The sequence below is a fragment of the Paracoccus beibuensis genome, assembly GCF_026162625.1.
In the GTDB taxonomy this organism is placed as follows: domain Bacteria; phylum Pseudomonadota; class Alphaproteobacteria; order Rhodobacterales; family Rhodobacteraceae; genus Paracoccus; species Paracoccus beibuensis.
In genome coordinates this window covers 13,381-32,360 of sequence record NZ_JAOTBD010000034.1, presented here as the reverse complement: position 1 = coordinate 32,360, position 18,980 = coordinate 13,381, and the positions used below count along the sequence as shown (strand labels likewise).

Sequence of the window (18,980 nt, the reverse complement as noted above, 5' to 3'; positions counted from 1 at the left end):
GCTGTCACGGAACTGCCGGGTCGCTCTGGCAAGGGGCCAGGAGATCGTGCAGGCTTTGCACGTCGAACCGAAGGACCACGCCATGACGAAGCCGTTTCCCCTGACCCGCCGCGGGTTCCTGTCCACCAGTGCCGCCGGGATTGCACTGACCGTCCTGCACCCATTCTCGGCCCGGGCCGAGGCGGGGCAGGCGCATCTGCGGATCATGGAGACGACTGACCTGCACGTCCACGTCTGGCCCTACGACTATTATGCCGACAAGCCGATCGACACGGTCGGACTGGCGCGGACTGCGGCGCTTGTGCGGGCGGTGCGGGCCGAGGCGGAAAACACGCTGCTGCTGGACAACGGCGACTTCTTGCAAGGGAACCCGATGGGCGACTACATCGCCTATGAGCGCGGGATGGAGGAAGGCCAGAGCCACCCGATCATCCAGGCGATGAACGAACTGGGGGTCGAGGGCGGCACGCTTGGCAACCACGAGTTCAACTATGGACTGGAGTTCCTGGAGCGCAGCCTGGCTGCCGCAGGCTATCCCGTGGTCTGCGCCAATGTGGTGACGGAACGTGGCGACACGCCGGCCGATGACGTGACGCTGATGCCGCCCTATGCGGTTCTGGACCGCGAACTGGTCGATGGCGCCGGAGAGGCGCATCCCATCCGCATCGGCATCATCGGCTTCGTGCCGCCGCAGATCATGCAGTGGGACCGCGCGCACCTGGAAGGCCGCGTCACCGTCCGCGACATCGTCGAGGCGGCCGAGGCCTGGGTGCCCAGGCTGCGGGCCGAGGGCGTCGATCTGGTGGTCGCGCTGTCGCATTCCGGCATCGGCCGTGTCGAGGCCGAACCGGGAATGGAGAATGCGGCCATTCCGCTGGCGCAGATCGACGGCGTCGATGTGATCCTGACGGGCCATTCGCACCTGGTCTTCCCCGGTTCCGACTATGAAGGGTTCGACGGCGTGGACATCCAGGCCGGCACGATCGGCGGCAAGCCGGGGGTCATGGCGGGCTTCTGGGGTTCGCATATGGGGCTGGTCGACCTGCTCTTGCAGCGTCAGGGCGACGGCTGGATCGTCGCCGGCCACGAGGTCGAGGCTCGCCCGATATTCGAGCGTGATGCCGACAACAACGTCGTGCCCCTCGTCGAAAGCGTTGCGGCGATCAAGGACGTTACGGCCGAGGAACACCAGCAGACGCTGGAATACGTCCGCCGGCCGGTCGGACGGACGAGCGCGCCGCTCTATAGCTATTTCGCGATGGTGGCTGACGATCCGTCCGTGCAGATCGTGTCCAACGCGCAAACCTGGTACATCCGGCAGATGCTGGCGGGAACCGAGCACGAGGACCTGCCGATCCTGTCGGCGGCCGCGCCCTTCAAGGCGGGCGGTTGTGGCGGCGCGGATTACTATACCGACGTGCCGGCGGGGGACATCGCGATCAGGAACGTGGCCGACCTCTACCTCTATCCGAACACGGCACGCGCTGTGCGGATCTCCGGGGCCCAGGTCAAGGACTGGCTGGAACGCAGCGCCGGCGCGTTCAACCGGATCACGCCGGGCGGCAAGGACCAGATGCTGGTGAACACGAATTTTCCATCCTACAACTTCGATGTCATCGACGGCCTGACCTACCGGATCGACCTGTCGCAGCCGGCCCGGTTCGACAAGGACGGCGCCGTCGTGAATGCCGCTGCCAACCGGATCGTGGACCTGTCCTTCGACGGTCGACCGATCGATCCGCAGGCCGATTTCATCGTCGCCACCAACAACTATCGTGCCGAGGGCGGAGGGGCATTCCCCGGCGCAGACGGATCCACGATCGTCTTCGAGGGTCCGGACACCAACCGTGACGTCATCGTCCGCTACATCGTCGAGCAGGGCAGCATCGACCCCGCCGCCGACGGCAACTGGACCTTTGCGCCGCTGGACGGGGCGACGTTGCTGTTCGACACAGGACCTGGGGCGGCTGGATACCTGAAGGACGTGACTTCGCTACAGATCGAACCTGCCGGAGAGGCCGCTGGCGGCTTTGCCCGCTATCGCATCACGCTCTGACACGCCCGCGGCGGCCAGTGGCTGCAGCGCGTGTCTGCGTGCGATCAGCCGGCGGGCAAGCGGCTGCGCCTGCCCAGGCCGGCTGACCGCAGCGGAGGCGCAACCGCAAGGTGTCGATCCGTGACCCTGTCCCTCCTCCGGCCGTCCCGCCTGCGACATGCGTCCACCCTCAGCGGTGTCGTTCCGAAGACGGTGCGGCGCGAGCGACCTTCCGACAACCCGGAGCTCCGCAACGCCATGCAAGAGATCGCGGCGCTACGTTGCGGTTCGGCGGATGGGGCCGATGCCCGAGCGTGGGGCAGGTTGATGAAGCCGAAAAGCTCGACCGGCTCTGCCGCGAGAAAAGGATGTCGGTCAGGCGGAGAGGTGGGAAGCGTGCCCGCAGCGCGCATGCGCCGATCCGTTGCCTTTGTCCCGAACCGGTGCTGGTCGTTGCCCCTCTTGGGGGACAGCTTCGGGCTGGACGCTTGAGCGATGCGAGAGCTTTGGGCCCGGCGCCATCGACACAACCGCCGATTACAAACCCGCAGAACGAAAGGCACGCCGGGGTCAGGTCGACGCCAACAATGGCACGCTACGGAAAACGCCCACGGTGTCTGCGGAAGGCGCGACTGCGCTTCTGCCGGTGCCGGCCCGGGCGCACGCCTTCCAGGCTGCGGTGCTGTCATGGCGGTCGTAGACGCCGATGACGCGGCGGTTCGGGACTGCGGAGGATGCGCCGGCGACGCTACTGTGTCATCTCCTCGACCCGCACGCGGACGTCCAGCTCCTCGGCGCCGGTGCCGAGGGCCACGCCGCGGATGGGCGCGGCGTCGGATGCGTCGGCACCCGAGCCGAGCCTGACATAGCGTTCGTCCGGGCAGCAGCGATTGGCGGCGTCGAAGCCGACCCATCCCAGTTGGCCGACATGGATCTCGGCCCAGGCATGGGCGGCGTCGTGTGCCTTGCCGTCGATGGTCGAATGCAGATAGCCCGACACGTAGCGCGCCGGCAGGCCACGCGTCCGCGCGATCGCGATCAGCGCGTGGGTGTGGTCCTGGCAGACGCCCTCGCCCAGGGCCAGTGCCTCGGCCGCCGTTGTGCCCGATTTCGTGACGCCGGGCCGGAAGGCGATGCGGTCGCTGACCAGTTGCGACAGCATGTGCGCCAGGCCCAGGGCATCGGTGGGGCCGTCCGCCTGACCGGCCAGGTCCCGCAGCGCACTGTCGGGACGCGTGGCGTCCGTGTCGCGCAGATAGGTCATCGGGTGGATCATCTCTCGGTGGCCGCGCAGGACGCCCGCGGTGTCGCGCGTATCGATGCGGCCCGTGATGCTGACGGTGACCTCCTCGGCGGGGCCGCGGACGGTCCAGCCCTCGATCCAGTCGCCCGCGCCGTCGCGGAAGCCGGGGCCGCGGATGCCGCCGGACACGTCGATCAGCCACTCGTGGGTCTTCTGGCCCTCGAAGGCCGAGGGCGTCAGGCGCAGGCTCTGCACAAGGTTCCGGATGGGCCGGGCATAGCGATAGACGGTCTCGTGGGAAATCTGCAGCTTCATCGTCATGCCCCTCCCAGAAGATAGTCCTGGTGCACCAGGTTCGAGATTTCCGACACCTCACGGATGAACCAGCTGAGGAATTCGTGCAGGCCCTCGTCGAAGATCATCTCGATGTCGCGGCCCTGCAGCGCCGTCAGCACCTCGCGGCCCTTGTCGCGCGCCGTCGCCGGGGTGGTGTCGCCATAGCGGCGCACCAGCCCGTCCAGGTGCCAGACCGATTCGTAAAGTGACGTGATCAGCGACCGGGGGCTTTCGCCATTCAGGATCAGGAAATCCGCGACCTTTTCCGCCGTGATGTCGCCGCCATAGGCCCAGTGATAGGACCGGTGCGCCGACAGCGCCCGCAGGATCACCTGCCACTGGTATGTATCGAGGCCCGATCCCACGAACTCGATCCGGGGCAGAAGGACGAAATACTTGACGTCCAGCAGGCGCGCCGTCGCGTCCGCCCGTTCAAGCCCATAGCCCAGGTTCATGAAATGCCAGCCGTCGTTGCGCAGCTGCGTCGCGTTGATCGCGCCGCGCACGGTCGAGGTGTGGCCGGTCGTAAAGTCGGTCAGCAACCCGGTGTCCAGCGTGGCGCGGGGCTGACGCTCGATCTTGCGCAGGTCCTGGTAGGCCATGTTCAGCGCGTCCCAGACCTGGCTGGTCAGCGCAGTCCTGACGATGCGCCCGGCCTCGCGCGCCTTTTCAAGGCAGCAGGCGACCGATGACGGGTTCTGCCGGTCGAAGAAGATGAACTCCTCGATCTTCTCCTGCGTGATCTCTCCGTATTTCTGCGCGAAGATCTGCGCCGTTCCGGATGCCTGCAGAAGCGAGTTCCACTCGTTCTGGTACCCCGCCTCGGTATTTGGCAGAAGCGTGATGCGCTGGCCCACGTCCAGCAGGCGTGCGGCGGTTTCGGCGCGTTCAAGGTGGCGGCCCATCCAGAACAGGTTCGAGGCCGTGCGGCTGAGCATCGTGTTCCTCCCCCTCATTCCGACAGGACCCAGGTGTCCTTGACGCCCCCGCCCTGCGAGGAATTGACGACCAGCGATCCCTCGCGCAGGGCCACACGCGTCAGGCCGCCCGGCACCAGCTCGATCCGGTCGCCGCAGAGGCAATAGGGCCGCAGGTCGACGTGGCGTGGCGCGATGCCTTCCTCGACGAAGGTGGGGCAGGTCGACAGCGCCAGCGTGGGTTGGGCGATGTAGTTCGATGGATTGGCCTCGATCTTGGCGCGGAACGCCGCGATCTCTGCCTTCGTGGACTTGGGACCGACCAGCATGCCGTAGCCGCCAGACCCGTGGACCTCCTTCACGACCAGCTCGGGCAGGTGCTCCATGACGTACCGGTAGTCGTCGTCACGCCAGAGCGTCCAGGTCTGGACGTTCTTCAGGATCGGCTCCTCGCCCAGGTAGAAGCGCACCATTTCGGGGACGAAGGTATAGACCGCCTTGTCGTCGGCCACGCCCGCCCCGGGGGCCGAGCAGATCGACACGCCGCCCGAACGATAGACATCCATCAGCCCCGGGATGCCCAGCATCGAATCGGGGCGGAAGCACAGTGGGTCCAGGAACGGGTCGTCGATCCGGCGATAGATCACGTCCACGCGGCGCGGCCCGGTGGTGGTGCGCATATAGACGAATTCGCCGTCCACGAACAGGTCCTGCCCCTCGACCAGCTCGACCCCCATCAGGTTGGCCAGGAAGCTGTGTTCGTAATAGGCGCTGTTGAAATGTCCCGGCGTCAGGATCACGCAGGTCGGCCGGTCAGAGCACTTTGCGGGCGCAACCGATTCCAGCGTCCGGCGCAACAGCTCGGGATACTGGTCCACCGGCTCGATCCGGTTGCCACGGAACAGCTGCGGGAACATGCGCATCATGATCTCGCGGTTTTCCAGCATGTAGCTGACGCCCGACGGCGTGCGGCAGTTGTCCTCGAGGACGTAGAACTCGTCCTTCCCGGTGCGGACAAGGTCGATGCCGATGATGTGGGAATAGACGCCGCGCGGGGGCACGACGCCGACCACGGCCTTCTCGTACGCCTCGTTCTGATAGACCAGGCGGGCGGGGATGCGGCCCGCGCGGATGATCTCGCCCCGGCCATAGACGTCGCGCAGAAAGGCGTTCAGGGCGCGGGCGCGCTGCTTGATGCCGCGTTCCAGCCTGCGCCATTCCGCCTGCTCGAAGACGCGGGGCATCATGTCGAAGGGGATCAGGCGGTCGGGGTCGCCGCCTTCGCCATAGACGGCAAAGGTGATGCCGATGCGCCGGAACAGCGCCTCGGCCTCGGCCTGCTTCATCTGGCGGAAGTCGTCGGGCATCGTCTCGACCCAGTCGCGCAGCCGGGCATAGGGGTCCCGGACGCGGTCGCCTTCGTACATCTCGTTATAGGAACTCATGACTTCCCCCATCTCCGCGGCCTTTCGCGGGTCTGCGTCGATCCGATGTTCCGCAGCCCGGCCGTCGAAGTCCACAGAGGAACCGGCTAGTCTGCCCGAGGGTTCCGCAGGGACGGGGTTTCACTGCCGCCGGAATGGGCAATCCGGCAGCAGGTTGCACCGCTTTTGGACAGTTCAGTTCAGCTCGACCGCCAGCGCCGTGCCCTCTCCGCCGCCGATGCAGATGGCCGCGATGCCACGGCGCAGCCCCCGCGCCTGCAAGGCGTGGATCAGCGTCACGATGATCCGCGCGCCGGATGTGCCGATCGGATGGCCAAGCGCGCAGGCCCCGCCGTTGACGTTTACCCGGTCGTGCGACACGCCCATGCGGGCCATGAAGGCCATGGGAACGACCGCAAAGGCTTCGTTCACCTCCCACAGGTCGACATCCGCGGTGGTCCAGCCGATCCGGTCCAGCAGCTTCTGCGCGGCGGGGACCGGGGCGGTCGGGAACTGCCCCGGCGCCTGCGCGTGGCTGGCGTAACCCACGATCCGCGCGATGGCGCCCTGCGCATCGGCCGACAGCACCAGCGCCGCCGCCCCGTCTGAGATCGACGAGCTGTTGGCCGCCGTCACCGTGCCGTCCTTGCGGAAGGCGGGCTTCAGGTGGGGGATCTTGTCGGGCCGCGCCTGTCCGGGCTGTTCGTCCGTATCGACGACCGTTTCGCCGCCGCGGCCCGTCACGGTCACTGGCGCGATCTCGGCCGCGAAGGCGCCCGAGGCGATGGCCGCCTGCGCGCGGGTCAGGCTGGCCAGCGCATAGTCGTCCTGCGCCTGGCGGGAGAAGGCGAATTCCGCAGCGCAATCCTCGGCAAAGGTGCCCATCAGGCGGCCCTTGTCATAGGCGTCCTCCAACCCGTCAAGGAACATGTGATCCAGCGCCTGCGCATGCCCCAGCCGCGCGCCGGCGCGCATCTTCGGCAGCAGGTAGGGGGCGTTCGACATGCTCTCCATCCCGCCGGCGACGACCAGGTCAGCATGGCGCGCCAGAATCATGTCGCCCGCCATGATCGCGGCCTGCATCCCCGATCCGCACATCTTGTTCAGCGTCGTTGCGGGCACCGATTGCGGCAGCCCTGCCGCGAAGCCCGCCTGACGCGCCGGCGCCTGCCCCTGGCCCGCCGGCAGCACGCAGCCCATCAGCAGCGCCTCGGGCGCGTCGGGCGCAAGCCCCGCCCGCGACAGGGCCGCCGCGACCGCCGTTCCGCCCAAGTGTGTCGCCGTCGCGCCGGACAGCGCGCCCTGCAGCCCTCCCATCGGCGTTCGCGCCGCACCCCGCACGAAGATCTGTCGATTTGTCATGGTTTCCTCCGCCACCCTCGGGAACCACGCTTACCGGATGGTAACCTTTCCCGTCTAGTCAGGCAGCAGGAGCGTCGAAAGGACCAGACCATGCAGTTCATCGTCGAGGATGTCGAAACCCACCTGGCCATCAAGGTGACCGAGCCGCGGATCGACGCGGCCATTGCGACCCCCTTCAAGGACAAGCTGCGCGAGATCGTCCTGAAAAGCCGCAAGCCGGTCCATCTGGACATGGCCAGCGTTGACTTCATGGACAGTTCTGGGCTGGGGGCGATGATCGCCGTCCGCAAGAGCTTGCCGAAGAACCTCGGCATGGTCCTCTGCGCCCTGACGCCCAACGTGGAACGTGTCTTTCGCCTGACGCGCATGGACAGCGTCTTCGACATCCGTCCCCTCACCGCTCAGAAGGAGCTTCGTGAATGACACCCATCGAACGGTCGGAACCTGGCCGCGGCACCCATGCCTCGACCCAGGTCCAGCCGATGTTCCACCGCGTCCTCAGCGCCCGTCCGATCACCGTGCGCGATACGCTGCAGGATATCCGCCGGCGTTTCCACAGAGAGGTCAGCGACGATACGCTGGGCCGGTTGGAACTGGTGCTGGCCGAGGTGATGAACAACGTCGCCGAACATGCGCCCGAAGCCGCCGCCGGGCCCGAAGGCGATGCGCGCCTGCCGGTGATCCACCTGTGCATCGTGCGCCACGCCAACGGCCTGGCCTGCGCACTGACCGACGACGGTGTTTCGCTGCCCGAGGAATGCGTCCTGCCGCGCAGCCTTCCGGCGCTGGTGATGGACGACCTGCCCGAAGGCGGATTCGGCTGGTTCCTGATCCAGGACCTGACGCAAGCGCTCTGCTATTACCGCGAAAGCCAGCGCAATTACCTGGCCTTCAGCATCCCCTTCGCGCAGACCGAAGAGGCGTGATCAATTCACCGGCACGGCCAGGAAGTAGCGCCCGTCCTCGAAGGCGCTGAACATCTCGCCGACCTCGGGGTGGTCCAGGGGGTCACCCGAACTGTCCAGTTCCAGGTTCTGCTCCGAGACATAGGCGACATAGTAGGTCGCCTCGGTTTCGGCAAACAGGTGATAGAATGGCTGGTCCTTGTCGGGGCGCGAATCCTCGGGGATGGACTCGTACCATTCCTCGCTGTTGGCGAACTCGGGATCGACGTCGAAGATCACCCCGCGGAAGGGGCGGTTGCGGTGTCGGACGACCTGGCCCAGGCAGTATTTGGCCGTGCGGCTTGGTACTTGAAACCGGTGGGCTTCCATCGAACGGCATCCGTCATCCTGAATCACAGCCGGCCTTCTAGCGCGATGGGCCGCTTGTGTCCACCGGGCCGCCCTCAGGGGGCCAGATCCTCTGGCAGAAGGGGCACCGTCGCCAGTGACATCTTGGCCGACCCTTCGGTGACCTGCGCCCCATGCGCCAGATAGATCAGGGCGCGGTTCTCGGCGTCGAAGATGCGCCGCACCTGCAGGGACTTGAAGATCAAGGACCGGCTTTGGCTGAAGACGTTGTCGCCGTCCTCTCCGGGCGTCAGGCCCGATGCGTCGATGGGACCGGTGCGCGTGCATTCGATCGCGCTGTTCGAGGGGTCCTCGAACCAGTTCCCCTGGCTCAGCCGGTCGAGGACCGAGCGGCTGAAATAGGCCAGGTGGCAGGTGACGCCGGGAACCTCGGGGTCCTGGATCGCCTCGACGATGATGTCGTTTCCGACCCAGTCGACGCCGACCCGCGCGACCTCGTCGGCCTGGGCTGTCGTGGCCAGCATCATCGCGGCGGCAAGAAATATCCGCATCCGTCACTCCTCCTGCATGGGCACGCGGCCCTCGTCGGTCAGCAGGTGCACGGCACCGTCCTCGATCACCACGGATGAAAGCGGGCGGCCGTAAGCGGCGCCGCCGTCCAGGTTCAGCCGGTTCCGGTAAAGCGCCGGACGCTCCAGCGCGGTGTGGCCATGGACCAGCAGCGGGCCGAAGTCGGCATCGCTTTCCAGGAACGGCTTGCGGATCCAGACAAGGTCGTCCTCGGCTTGGTCGCGCAGGTCGATGCCGGGCCTGACGCCGGCATGGACGATCAGCGCCAGCGGATGCAGGAACCACAGCGGCAGCGACGCCAGGAAGTCGGCATGCGCCCGGGGCACCGCGGCGCGCGTGGCCTCCAGCAGCGCATCGCGGGGCTGATCGGGATCGATGTCATAGGACTGCAGCGTGGCCGCCGCCCCCAAACCCGGATGATCCACCCAGTGCTGGCGTGACGACAGGCCCGGGTCGATCCAGTCGGGCCGGTCGATGAAGGCGGGCAGGAAGCGGTCGTGGTTGCCGCGCATGACGACCCAGGGGCGCCCGGCATCGCGGCCGCGCAACAGGTAGTCGACCACGCCGCGAGAGTCGGGACCGCGGTCGATCAAGTCGCCGACATGAGCGATGGGCGCGTCCGGCCCGCCATCGTCGAAGATGCGCCGATGCGCCGCCTTCAGAAGCTCCAGCTGTCCGTGAATGTCGCCGATCGCATAAAGTCGCATCCGTCACCTGACCGTGGCGCGCGGCAGGCAAGGGCCGCACGCCCCATGGCTAGGGGCGTGCGGCGGGAAGGTCAAACCTCGAATTGCAGCCGGCGGGCCTGCAGGAACTTGCCGGTGTTCTGCAGCGCGGCCAGAGCCGCGTCGCCGATCGCCTCGTCCAGGTAGAGGATCGCGATGGCGTCGGCGCCGTTCGCGGCCCGGCCCAGGGTGAAGTTCGCGATGTTCACGCCCAGGTCGCCAAGCGTCATCCCCAGCGCGCCGATCACGCCGGGCACGTCCTTGTTGCGGGTATACAGCATGTGGCTGCCGACCTCGGCATCCACGTTGATCCCGCGGATCTGGATGAAGCGCGGCTTGCCGTCGCTGAACACGGTCCCTGCGATGGATCGTTCGCGCGTGGCGGTGACGCAGGTGACCTTGATATAGCCTTCGTAGGCGCCGGCCTTGTCCTGCCGCGTGGTCGAGACCTGCACCCCGCGTTCCTTGGCGATCACCGGGGCCGAGACCATGTTCACGTCCGGATTGGTGGCCTTCATCACGCCCGAGATCACGGCCGCGTTCAGCGCGTTCAGGTTCATTTCGGACACGAGGCCATCATAAAGGACGTTGATCGCCTTGATCGGCTCGTCCGTCATCTGGCCCACGAAGGCGCCCAGGTGGCCGGCCAGCTTGATCCAGGGGCCCATCACGGCGGCCTCCTCGGCGGTGACCGACGGCATGTTCAGCGCGTTCTGAACGGCGCCGGTCAACAGGTAGTCCGACATCTGCTCGGCCACCTGCAGGGCGACGTTTTCCTGCGCCTCGGTCGTGGATGCGCCCAGGTGCGGGGTCACGACGACGTTCGGCAGGTTGAAGAGCGGGCTGTCCGTCGCAGGCTCGACCGCAAAGACGTCGAAGGCCGCACCGGCCACGCGGCCGTCCTTCAGCGCCTCGGCCAAGGCTTCCTCGTCGACCAGGCCGCCGCGGGCGCAGTTGATGATCCGCACGCCCTTCTTCAGCTTGGCGATGGCCTCACGCGACAGGATGTTGCGGGTCTTGTCGGTCAGCGGCACGTGGAAGGTGATGAAATCGGCCTTTCCCAGCAGGTCGTCCAGCTCGACCTTGGTTACGCCCAGGTCCTTGGCGCGATCCTCGGACAAGAAGGGGTCATAGGCCAGCACCTTCATGTGCAGACCCAGCGCCCGGTCGATCACGATGGACCCGATGTTTCCCGCGCCGATCACGCCAAGCGTCTTGTTAAAGAGCTCGACCCCCATGAAGCGGTTCTTTTCCCACTTGCCGGCATGGGTGCTGACGCTGGCTTCGGGCAGTTGGCGGGCGACGGCAAACATCATCGCGACAGCATGTTCGGCGGTGGTGACGCTGTTGCCGAAGGGCGTGTTCATCACGATCACGCCCTTCTTGCTGGCCGCGGGGATGTCGACGTTGTCGACCCCGATGCCCGCGCGGCCCACCACCTTCAGGTTGGTCGCGTTCTCCAGCAGCTTCTCGGACACCTTGGTGGCCGAGCGGATCGCCAGTCCGTCATACTGCCCGATCACCTCGGCCAGCTTGTCCTTGTCCTTGCCCAGGTCGGGCAGATAGTCGACCTCGACGCCGCGATCGCGGAAGATCTGAACGGCGGTTTCCGACAGCTTGTCGGAGACGAGAACCTTCGGCATGTCATTCATCCTTCATCAAAGCGCCCGGGCCCTTGGCCGCGCCGACGCATGTCCTGCTTGGGTCTGGAAATGTTCTGCGGGGTCCGGGGGCGCAACGTCCCCCGGCCGTTCGGCTTACTGGGCGGCGAGTTCGGCGCGATAGGCGTATTCGATCCACGGCATCAGCGCCGCGACGTCAGATGCCTCGACGGTCGAGCCGCACCAGATGCGCAGCCCGGCAGGCGCGTCGCGATAGGCGCCGGCGTCCAGCGCGACGCCTTCCTTCTCCAGCCGCTTGGCGACGGCCTTGGCAAAGGCGTTGCCGTCCTTGATGGCCGGATCGGTAAACTTGAGGCAGACGCTGGTCGTCGATGCGGTCGCCGGATCTTCGGCCAGGTCGGCGATCCAGTCCTTGTCGGCGATGAAGTCGCGCACGGCGCCGGCATTGGCATCCGCCCGCGCGATCAGCGCCGGCAGTCCGCCGACCGACTGCGCCCATTTCAGCGCGACCAGGTAATCCTCGACCGCCAGCATCGACGGCGTGTTGATCGTTTCGCCCTTGAAGATGCCTTCGATCAGCTTGCCGCCCTTGGTCATGCGGAAGATCTTGGGCAGGGGCCATGCAGGAGTATAGGTTTCCAGCCGCTGAACGGCGCGAGGCGACAGGATCACGACGCCATGCGCGCCTTCGCCGCCCAGCACTTTCTGCCAGCTGAAAGTGACCACATCCAGCTTGTCCCAGGGCAGGTCCATGGCAAAGGCGGCGCTGGTCGCGTCGCAGATGGTCAGCCCGTCGCGGTCGGCAGGGATCGCGTCGCCGTTCGGCACGCGCACGCCGCTGGTGGTGCCGTTCCAGGTGAAAACCACGTCGCGGTCGAAATCGACCTCTGCCAGGTCGACGATCTTTCCGTAAGGCGCTTTCCGCACCGTGGCGTCCAGCTTCAGCTGCTTGATCGCGTCGGTGACCCAGCCCTCGCCAAAGCTTTCCCAGGCCAGCATCTCGACCGGGCGCTGGCCCAGCAGCGACCACATCGCCATCTCGACCGCGCCGGTATCGGAACCGGGGACGATGCCGATGCGGTAATCGGTCGGAACGCCAAGAACCTCGCGCGTCAACTCGATCGCCTCGGCCAGCTTGGCCTTGCCGATGGCGGCGCGATGCGAACGGCCAAGGGGCGCGTCCGACAGCATGTCCAGAGTGTAATGGGGGATCTTGGCGCAGGGGCCAGAGGAAAAGCGCGGATTTGCCGGCCGCGCAGCCGGGATCGCATGATCGGTCATGTGACTAGCCTTCCAGCTAAAAGCCCCTCGTTGGGGAGGGGTGTCCCACGGACGGACATACGCTCCCCCTGAATTTACTGCAAGCCCCGTTGTTTCCACCCCTGCTGAATGCTGCGGGTTGAGGCAGAACGGGGCGAGAACGCGCGGGCAGGCGTGGCACAAATCTGACACAGGCAGTTCGCTGAGTGTTCCCGCTGCGAAAAGCAAAAACCCCGGCGCGCTGGCGGGCGCAACCGGGGCAAATTTCGAAGCGGCAAACTTCTCGAAGGACTTATACGCCGGCCATGCCCCTCAGGCAACGCCTTTGCGGATGGACGGTATCGCTGCCCTGCGCGTGCTGCACTTGGCCTACCGTCACGGTTTGACCGCCGAGCGAGCCGCGCTGGTTGCACCCTTGGTCTATGGGGAGGGTCGGCTATGACCCGCAAGATCTTCGACGTCCGCATTTATCCCGGCGTCACCCCCGGCTTTGATATCATTCTCAGAGTCCGCGGCGGCATCATGAAACATGCCAGTCACCCGACGATAGAGGCGGCGCTGGAAGCTGCCCAGGCTATCGAAGACAGGCCGACCGCCCAGCCGGTCTATGTCTATGCACGCAGCTTGCCCGACCTCATGGCCGAGGCTGTCGCGCCTGCCGTGGATGCGATGCTGAAAGGCACTGCGAAATGAGCGACGCGCAATCCCTGACCATTGCCCTTCGCGGGAAATGGCATCGCAGCTATGGCCTGGCCTGTTGCCCGGCGCACGGAGACAGGCGCCCCTCTCTGACGCTCGGGGACGGTCACGACGGCCGTCTACTGCTGTCCTGCAAAGCGGGCTGCGACTTCCTTGACGTGCTGGACGCTTTGCGAGGGCTCGGCCTCATTAAGGGCAGCGGAGCCTATACGCCGCCCAGCGCTGCCGATGTCGCCCGACGGGAAGCCGAGGACAGGGCGGAGGCCGAGCGGGTCGAACGCAAGGCGCTGGCGACGTGGAACGAGGCACTGCCGATCGGCGGCACAATTGCGGAGCGGTATCTGCGCGGTCGGGGTATTACTTGCCCCCTGCCGTCAACGCTGCGCTTCCATCCTGAATGCTGGCACCCGACGGCAAAGCGGTATCCGGCGATGGTGGCCCTGATCGAGGGGCTGCCGTGGGCTGCGATCCATCGCACCTATCTGCGCGCCGATGGAAGCGGGAAGGCAGATGTTGAGCCAGCCAAGGCCATGCAGGGCGCGGCCATGGGAGGCGCTGTGCGACTCACTGAGGCCGATGGACCCCTTGTAGTAGCTGAGGGGATCGAGACGGCATTGAGCCTCGCCAGCGGCCTGCTGCGCGGGCCTGTGAGCATCTGGGCGGCATTGTCCGCACCCGGCGTTGCGGGCTTGCGCCTTCCGGACCACCCGCAGCGCCTGACTATCGCCAGCGACGGAGATCCTGCGGGCATGACCACAGCCAACAAGCTGGCCGAGCGTGCCGATGCCTTGGGCTGGGCGGTCAGCCTGCTTCCAGCGCCACAGGGGCGCGACTGGAACGACATTCTGCAGATGAAAGGGGCCAGCACATGAACGCGATGCCCGAACCTATCCCCTTCAAGCCAGAATGGCCGGACGCCGACACGCGCCTTCTGCGCACGGATCTGCCGGAGCCGCCGGCCTTGGCGCTGGATGATCTGTTCTTGCCGAAGTGGGCTGCCTGGCTGCGTGGTGCAGCTGTCGCCAAGGGCGCGCCGCCTGATTACGTCGTTGCGTCAGTTCTGTCAGTTTGTGGCTCTCTCATTGGGAACACTCGCTGGGTGTCGCCGTGGCAGGGCTGGGCTGAGCCGCCGGTCATCTGGTCTGTCGTGATCGGCAGCCCGTCGGCGGGAAAGTCGCCAGCGATCGACGCTGTTCTGGTTCCGCTCAAGCGGGTCGAGCGTGGCTTGCGCGAAGCTGCCCGGAACGACCTGGAGGAGTGGCGGAGCAAGGCCGAAGTCGCCAAGCTGGCGGAGAGCGCTTGGAAAGAGGCGGTCAAGGCAGCCATCAAAGCGGGGGACGAACCGCCGTCCAAGCCGGCATCTGCCAATCCCGGTCCCGAGCCCGTCATGCCTCGACTGGCTGTCTCAGACGCCACGGTCGAGAAGCTGGCCGTCATCATGGCAGGGCAGCCCCGGGGCACGCTGCTTGCCAGAGACGAACTGGCAGGATGGCTGCAGGGCATGTCGCGCTATTCTGGCGGATCTGACCGGCCGTTCTGGCTGGAAGCCTATGGCGGACGTTCCTTCTCTGTCGAGAGGATGGGGCGAGATCCGGTCTATGTGGACCGGCTGACCATCGGAGTTCTCGGAGGCATCCAGCCGGACAAGCTGCGCAGCCTGTTGCTGAAGTCCGACGACGACGGGCTGCTGGCGAGGTTCGCGCCTGTGTGGCCGCATCCTGCGCCTGTGAAGCGGCCTGATGGTATCCACGATGAGACATTCATTGACGCGGCTATCGGGCGCCTCCTGGCGCTGGAGATGCCGACAGATGAGGACGGCAGCCAGCGACCGTGGTTTGTCCCTTTCTCTGAGGCCGCACGGGACATGCTCGACGCCTTCCGTCTGGAGGTCCGGAGATGGGAGGGAGACGCCGAAGGGCTGTTGCTTTCATTCATCGGCAAGCTGCCGGGACTGGCAGTGCGGCTGTCGCTGGTCATGGCAATGCTGGATTGGGCCAGTGGTGAGGCTGACATGCCCAGCGAGATCACGGTCCAGCACTTCGGCCGTGCGGCGCATCTGGTCGAGAGCTACCTGCTGCCTATGGCTCGCCGCTCCTATGCCGAGCACATCGGCGGTCCTGCCCAGCGTTCCGCCAGGGCGCTTGCTGCACTGATCCAAGAGGAAGGCTGGAAGACCTTCACTGCCCGCGAGGTGCGGCGGAAACAGCGGGCGCACCTGTTGGACATGGAGACAATCAACCCGGCAATCCGCGCACTCGAAAGTGCTGATCTGGTCCGCGCAGTCGAGGTTCCCCCTGGACCGAAAGGCGGCGCCCCTAAGCGTTTGTTCTCCGTCAACCCGATCGTGTTGGAGGTTCAGGCATGACCCGATGGCTTCAAGCGGCAAAGGCCGGTGAGTGGCGTACTGACACACTGACAGAACTGACAAAACCCAACTCTGGGAGGATTGCGAACGTAGAGGCGCAATCAGAGCGTGGGTTCTGTCAGTATCGTCAGGCTGTCAGTATGGCTCCTGCGCAGAGTGGAGCGGATGCATCGGCAGAGGTTCTGTCAGTCTTGTCAGTCCGTCAGTATGGCTCATCGGCCATGTCGCCCGCCGTCAGTGCTGCCGTGGTTCTCGCCTTCGAGGATTACGCGGCAACCGATGACCCGCGCGACCCGAGGGCATGGACATGAGCGCGCCTGGTAACCTGATGGCTGCATCGCCTCAGCTGAAGTGGGACCGCAACAACCCGCAAGCCAAGTGGGCGCATGTCGCCTTGGCATCAGCCATCAGGCGAGGGCTCATCGAGCGCGGCCCTTGCGAGGTATGCGGCGCTATACACGGCCAAGCAGGCGCTGTGATCCACGGCCACCACGACGACTATGACCGGCCCATGGCAGTGCGCTGGTTGTGCATGCTGCATCACCGGCAATGGCATGCAGAGCGTCGTCGGAGCAGACTGTGACCCCGCCCCCCTCGAAAGCCCACGAACCGCCCAGCATGGGACCGCTGTGAGTAAGCGCGTCGTTTGCTAACACAGTTTTTCCGTCCTCGTGCGCGCGCGTGCGCGAGGCAGACCCCCGCCCCCATCGAAAGCCTGGCCGGTGCGCTGCTCAGGACCGGCGAGACTACAAAAAGCGCGCGCTCACAATTCAGAGCATCTGACGTGAAGCGCGCATCCACAATTGAAGACATCTGAGTTTTGCCGCCCTCGCTCGCTCCAATGAGCGGCTCTTCCCCTGAAAGGAACGACACGATGACCCCTACCGAGAAGCAGAAAAAAGCCTGCGACCGCACCATCACGAAGGCTGGCAGGACCATGATCAGCAGCATCGGCGCATCGCCCGAAATGATGCTCGACCGCCTGCTGACCTTCGCGGCGGCACACATGGTCAGCTTCACCAGCAAAGAAGAGGCAGCCGAGGCATTCCGCAGATGCGCTGACGCCGTGGAAAGCGGCATCTTCGACCACCTAGAAGATGTGCAGCGCCACTAGAACTTGATGTTCTCCGCTGCTCATGCCATATTCGAAGGGTCAGATCGGCCACCATACCGACGGCACCCTTCGACCGCACCGGCCACCACACCGGGCACGAGGCAAAGCAAGCGGGTTTTCCCCGTCCTTTTCCGTGTCTGCATTGGTGGCAAATGAACCCCCTTCAGAAATACTCAGATGACCTGCGGATCGCGTCCGCTGTCGAGCTTGAGGCGAAAGCCGAAGCCGATGGCATCGTATCCGGATGGGCCTCGACCTATGACGGCGAGCCCGACAGGCACGGCGACATTGTCGTCAAAGGTGCCTTCACGAAATCGCTTGCAAGCCATGCCTCGCGCGGCTCGCGACCGGCGATGCTCTGGCAGCATCGCATCGAAGACCCGATCGGCCACTGGACCGAGATCCAGGACGAGGCCAAGGGCCTCCGTGTCACCGGTAAGTTCAACCTCAAGACCGAACGTGGGCGCGAAGCTTTCGAGCATGCCCGCGCTGGTGATATCGCTTCCTTCTCCATCGGCTTCGTGACGCCCGAGAATGGCCGGCGCTATCTCGGCAAAGGCGCATGGGCGCTTGAGGAGGTCGACCTTGTGGAGATCAGCCTCGTCTCGGCCCCGGCCAATCCCAACGCTGTAGTGACTGCCATCAAGGCGGCGCCCTTCCTTTCCACGAAACCCGAAGCCGTCGAGTTCCTGCGCAAAGCAGGGCTTCCAAAGGCGGCTGCAGAACGCTTCGCGGCGGGAGGCTTCCCGGCGCTGACAGCAGACCCCTTTGCGCAAGAGCGCGCCCAGAAACTGGCCGACATGATCGAGAAGGCCACCAATCGCATGAGGATCACATGACCGCCCAATTCCGCAACCCTGGCGCCCGCGCCATCATCTCCGCACGTCAGCACCTGATCGAAACCAAGGACGCTGGCGACCCGTTCGAGATCCTGGCGAAGAAGTTCGGCCAGCACATCGACGAGACCGTGAAGCGCTTCGAGAGGGTCGAGCAGGTCGCCAAGGACGCGCACGACATGGTCGATGACCTGGATCGCAAGGCGAGCCGCCCTGGCAACCCCTTCGGCCACGTCCAGAAGACTTGGGGCGCGCAGTTTGCTGCCAATCCGCAACTGAAGCAATTCGAGGAAGATCGCAGCCGTCCCGGCCGTTTCCGCATGGAGATCGAGCAGAAGGACATCACCACCGGAGCAGCCAGCGGCGGTTCCCTCAGCACGCCGACCCGCGACCCGCAGGTCACGCTTCTGACCCGGCAGCAACTGACAGTTCGCAGCCTGTTGCCCGTCGTGCAGATCAGCAGCAATTCGGCCGAGTACATCGTCCAGACCCAACGCCCGACCGGCGCCGATATCGTGGCTGAGGGCGCGCTGAAGCCGAAGTCGGACATGGCGCTGGAAGCTCGGAGCGCCAATACCCAGGTCATCGCTCACTGGATCGCGGCATCGCGCCAGGTCCTCAGCGACTCGCCCCAGCTGCGCGACCTGATCGACACGGAGCTTCGTTTCGGCCTGCGCGAGAAGGAGGAAGACCAGCTGCTGAACGGCGACGGCACGGGTGGAAACCTGACGGGCCTGATCCCCAACGCGACGGCCTTCGTCGATAGCCTGGGCATCACCGGGCCGACGCTGATTGACACGATCGCAGCGGCCATTCTGCAGAACGCTACGGCCAACCTGCCGGCCGATGGTATCATCGTGCACCCAACCGACTGGATGCGGATGCGGACCCTCAAGGACGCTGACGGCAAGTACATTCTGGGCAATCCCGGCGATACGGTCGAGCCGCGCCTCTTTGGCCTGCCCGTGGTCGAAACGGCTTCGATGACACAGGGCGCCTTCCTGGTCGGCGCCTTCCGCCGCGCCGCGACGATCTATGACCGGTGGCAGCCCGTCGTGATGGTCAGCACGGAGCACGCGGACTTCTTCACCCGCAACCTGGTCGCGATCCTGGCCGAAGAACGCCTCGCCATGGCGATCAAGGACCCGCTGGCCCTGACCTACGGCAGCTTCGCCGCCGCCTGAGGCCACTAGGGGCGCTGCAGGGCGCCCCTTTCCCT

General features: G+C 65.8%; 18 protein-coding genes. 9 read left to right on the top strand and 9 right to left on the bottom strand.

Annotated elements, in window-relative coordinates; translation table 11 throughout:
* The first annotated feature begins 82 nt into the window (after window positions 1-82).
* Window positions 83-2,056 (top strand): bifunctional 2',3'-cyclic-nucleotide 2'-phosphodiesterase/3'-nucleotidase, encoded by a 1,974-nt coding sequence (locus tag OC159_RS16315; RefSeq protein ID WP_265502232.1) that lies wholly within the window; start codon window positions 83-85, stop codon window positions 2,054-2,056.
* Between the two features lie 727 nt (window positions 2,057-2,783).
* Here the strand turns inward: OC159_RS16315 and OC159_RS16310 are convergent.
* The 4 genes from OC159_RS16310 to OC159_RS16295 form a co-directional block, all read right to left on the bottom strand.
* A complete protein-coding gene (locus OC159_RS16310; RefSeq protein ID WP_265502231.1) occupies window positions 2,784-3,593 on the bottom strand; it encodes a transglutaminase family protein in 810 nt (269 codons plus the stop codon).
* Window positions 3,594-3,595: 2 nt separating this feature from the next.
* A complete protein-coding gene (locus OC159_RS16305; protein ID WP_265502230.1) occupies window positions 3,596-4,552 on the bottom strand; it encodes an alpha-E domain-containing protein in 957 nt (318 codons plus the stop codon).
* Window positions 4,553-4,566: 14 nt separating this feature from the next.
* Entirely contained in the window at window positions 4,567-5,976 is a 1,410-nt protein-coding gene (locus OC159_RS16300) for a circularly permuted type 2 ATP-grasp protein (protein ID WP_265502229.1), read from the bottom strand.
* 174 nt (window positions 5,977-6,150) lie between these two features.
* Complete coding sequence (locus OC159_RS16295) at window positions 6,151-7,317, bottom strand: acetyl-CoA C-acyltransferase (RefSeq protein ID WP_265502228.1); 1,167 nt, start codon at window positions 7,315-7,317, stop codon at window positions 6,151-6,153.
* Between the two features lie 90 nt (window positions 7,318-7,407).
* On the opposite strand from OC159_RS16295, the gene OC159_RS16290 reads away from it, so the two are divergent.
* The gene (locus tag OC159_RS16290) at window positions 7,408-7,740 is read left to right on the top strand and encodes an STAS domain-containing protein (protein ID WP_265502227.1); all 333 of its coding nucleotides are present in this window, start codon (window positions 7,408-7,410) and stop codon (window positions 7,738-7,740) included.
* Complete coding sequence (locus tag OC159_RS16285) at window positions 7,737-8,243, top strand: ATP-binding protein (protein WP_265502226.1); 507 nt, start codon at window positions 7,737-7,739, stop codon at window positions 8,241-8,243. The genes OC159_RS16290 and OC159_RS16285 overlap by 4 nt, the downstream gene beginning before the upstream one ends.
* Here OC159_RS16285 and hspQ read toward each other — a convergent pair whose 3' ends face one another.
* The 5 genes from hspQ to OC159_RS16260 all read right to left on the bottom strand — a co-directional run bounded on the left by hspQ (window position 8,244) and on the right by OC159_RS16260 (window position 12,768).
* Window positions 8,244-8,591 carry a heat shock protein HspQ gene (gene hspQ, locus OC159_RS16280; RefSeq protein ID WP_265502225.1) on the bottom strand — a complete coding sequence of 116 codons (348 nt, stop codon included), beginning with the start codon at window positions 8,589-8,591 and terminating at the stop codon, window positions 8,244-8,246.
* Window positions 8,592-8,665: 74 nt separating this feature from the next.
* Window positions 8,666-9,121, bottom strand: a complete 456-nt coding sequence (locus tag OC159_RS16275; protein WP_265502224.1) for a CreA family protein — start codon at window positions 9,119-9,121, stop codon at window positions 8,666-8,668.
* Window positions 9,122-9,124: 3 nt separating this feature from the next.
* The gene (locus OC159_RS16270) at window positions 9,125-9,847 is read right to left on the bottom strand and encodes a metallophosphoesterase (protein ID WP_265502223.1); all 723 of its coding nucleotides are present in this window, start codon (window positions 9,845-9,847) and stop codon (window positions 9,125-9,127) included.
* Between the two features lie 71 nt (window positions 9,848-9,918).
* Window positions 9,919-11,508 (bottom strand): phosphoglycerate dehydrogenase, encoded by a 1,590-nt coding sequence (gene serA / locus OC159_RS16265; RefSeq protein WP_265502222.1) that lies wholly within the window; start codon window positions 11,506-11,508, stop codon window positions 9,919-9,921.
* A 114-nt stretch (window positions 11,509-11,622) separates the two neighbouring features.
* Entirely contained in the window at window positions 11,623-12,768 is a 1,146-nt protein-coding gene (locus OC159_RS16260; RefSeq protein ID WP_265502221.1) for a phosphoserine transaminase, read from the bottom strand.
* 417 nt (window positions 12,769-13,185) lie between these two features.
* Here OC159_RS16260 and OC159_RS16255 point away from each other — a divergent pair, with 417 nt between their 5' ends.
* The 6 genes from OC159_RS16255 (at window position 13,186) to OC159_RS16230 (ending at window position 18,945) form a co-directional block, all read left to right on the top strand.
* Window positions 13,186-13,440 (top strand): hypothetical protein, encoded by a 255-nt coding sequence (locus OC159_RS16255; protein WP_265502220.1) that lies wholly within the window; start codon window positions 13,186-13,188, stop codon window positions 13,438-13,440.
* On the top strand, window positions 13,437-14,318 hold the full coding sequence (locus OC159_RS16250) for a toprim domain-containing protein (protein WP_265502219.1): 882 nt from the start codon (window positions 13,437-13,439) through the stop codon (window positions 14,316-14,318). Before OC159_RS16255 ends, OC159_RS16250 begins: the two co-directional genes overlap by 4 nt.
* Window positions 14,315-15,811 carry a YfjI family protein gene (locus OC159_RS16245; protein ID WP_265502218.1) on the top strand — a complete coding sequence of 499 codons (1,497 nt, stop codon included), beginning with the start codon at window positions 14,315-14,317 and terminating at the stop codon, window positions 15,809-15,811. Before OC159_RS16250 ends, OC159_RS16245 begins: the two co-directional genes overlap by 4 nt.
* 874 nt (window positions 15,812-16,685) lie before the next feature.
* Window positions 16,686-16,925 (top strand): hypothetical protein, encoded by a 240-nt coding sequence (locus OC159_RS16240; RefSeq protein WP_265502217.1) that lies wholly within the window; start codon window positions 16,686-16,688, stop codon window positions 16,923-16,925.
* Window positions 16,926-17,077: 152 nt separating this feature from the next.
* Window positions 17,078-17,764, top strand: coding sequence for an HK97 family phage prohead protease (locus OC159_RS16235; protein WP_265502216.1), 687 nt, complete (start codon window positions 17,078-17,080; stop codon window positions 17,762-17,764).
* Window positions 17,761-18,945, top strand: a complete 1,185-nt coding sequence (locus OC159_RS16230; protein ID WP_265502215.1) for a phage major capsid protein — start codon at window positions 17,761-17,763, stop codon at window positions 18,943-18,945. The genes OC159_RS16235 and OC159_RS16230 overlap by 4 nt, the downstream gene beginning before the upstream one ends.
* Window positions 18,946-18,980 lie beyond the last annotated feature (35 nt).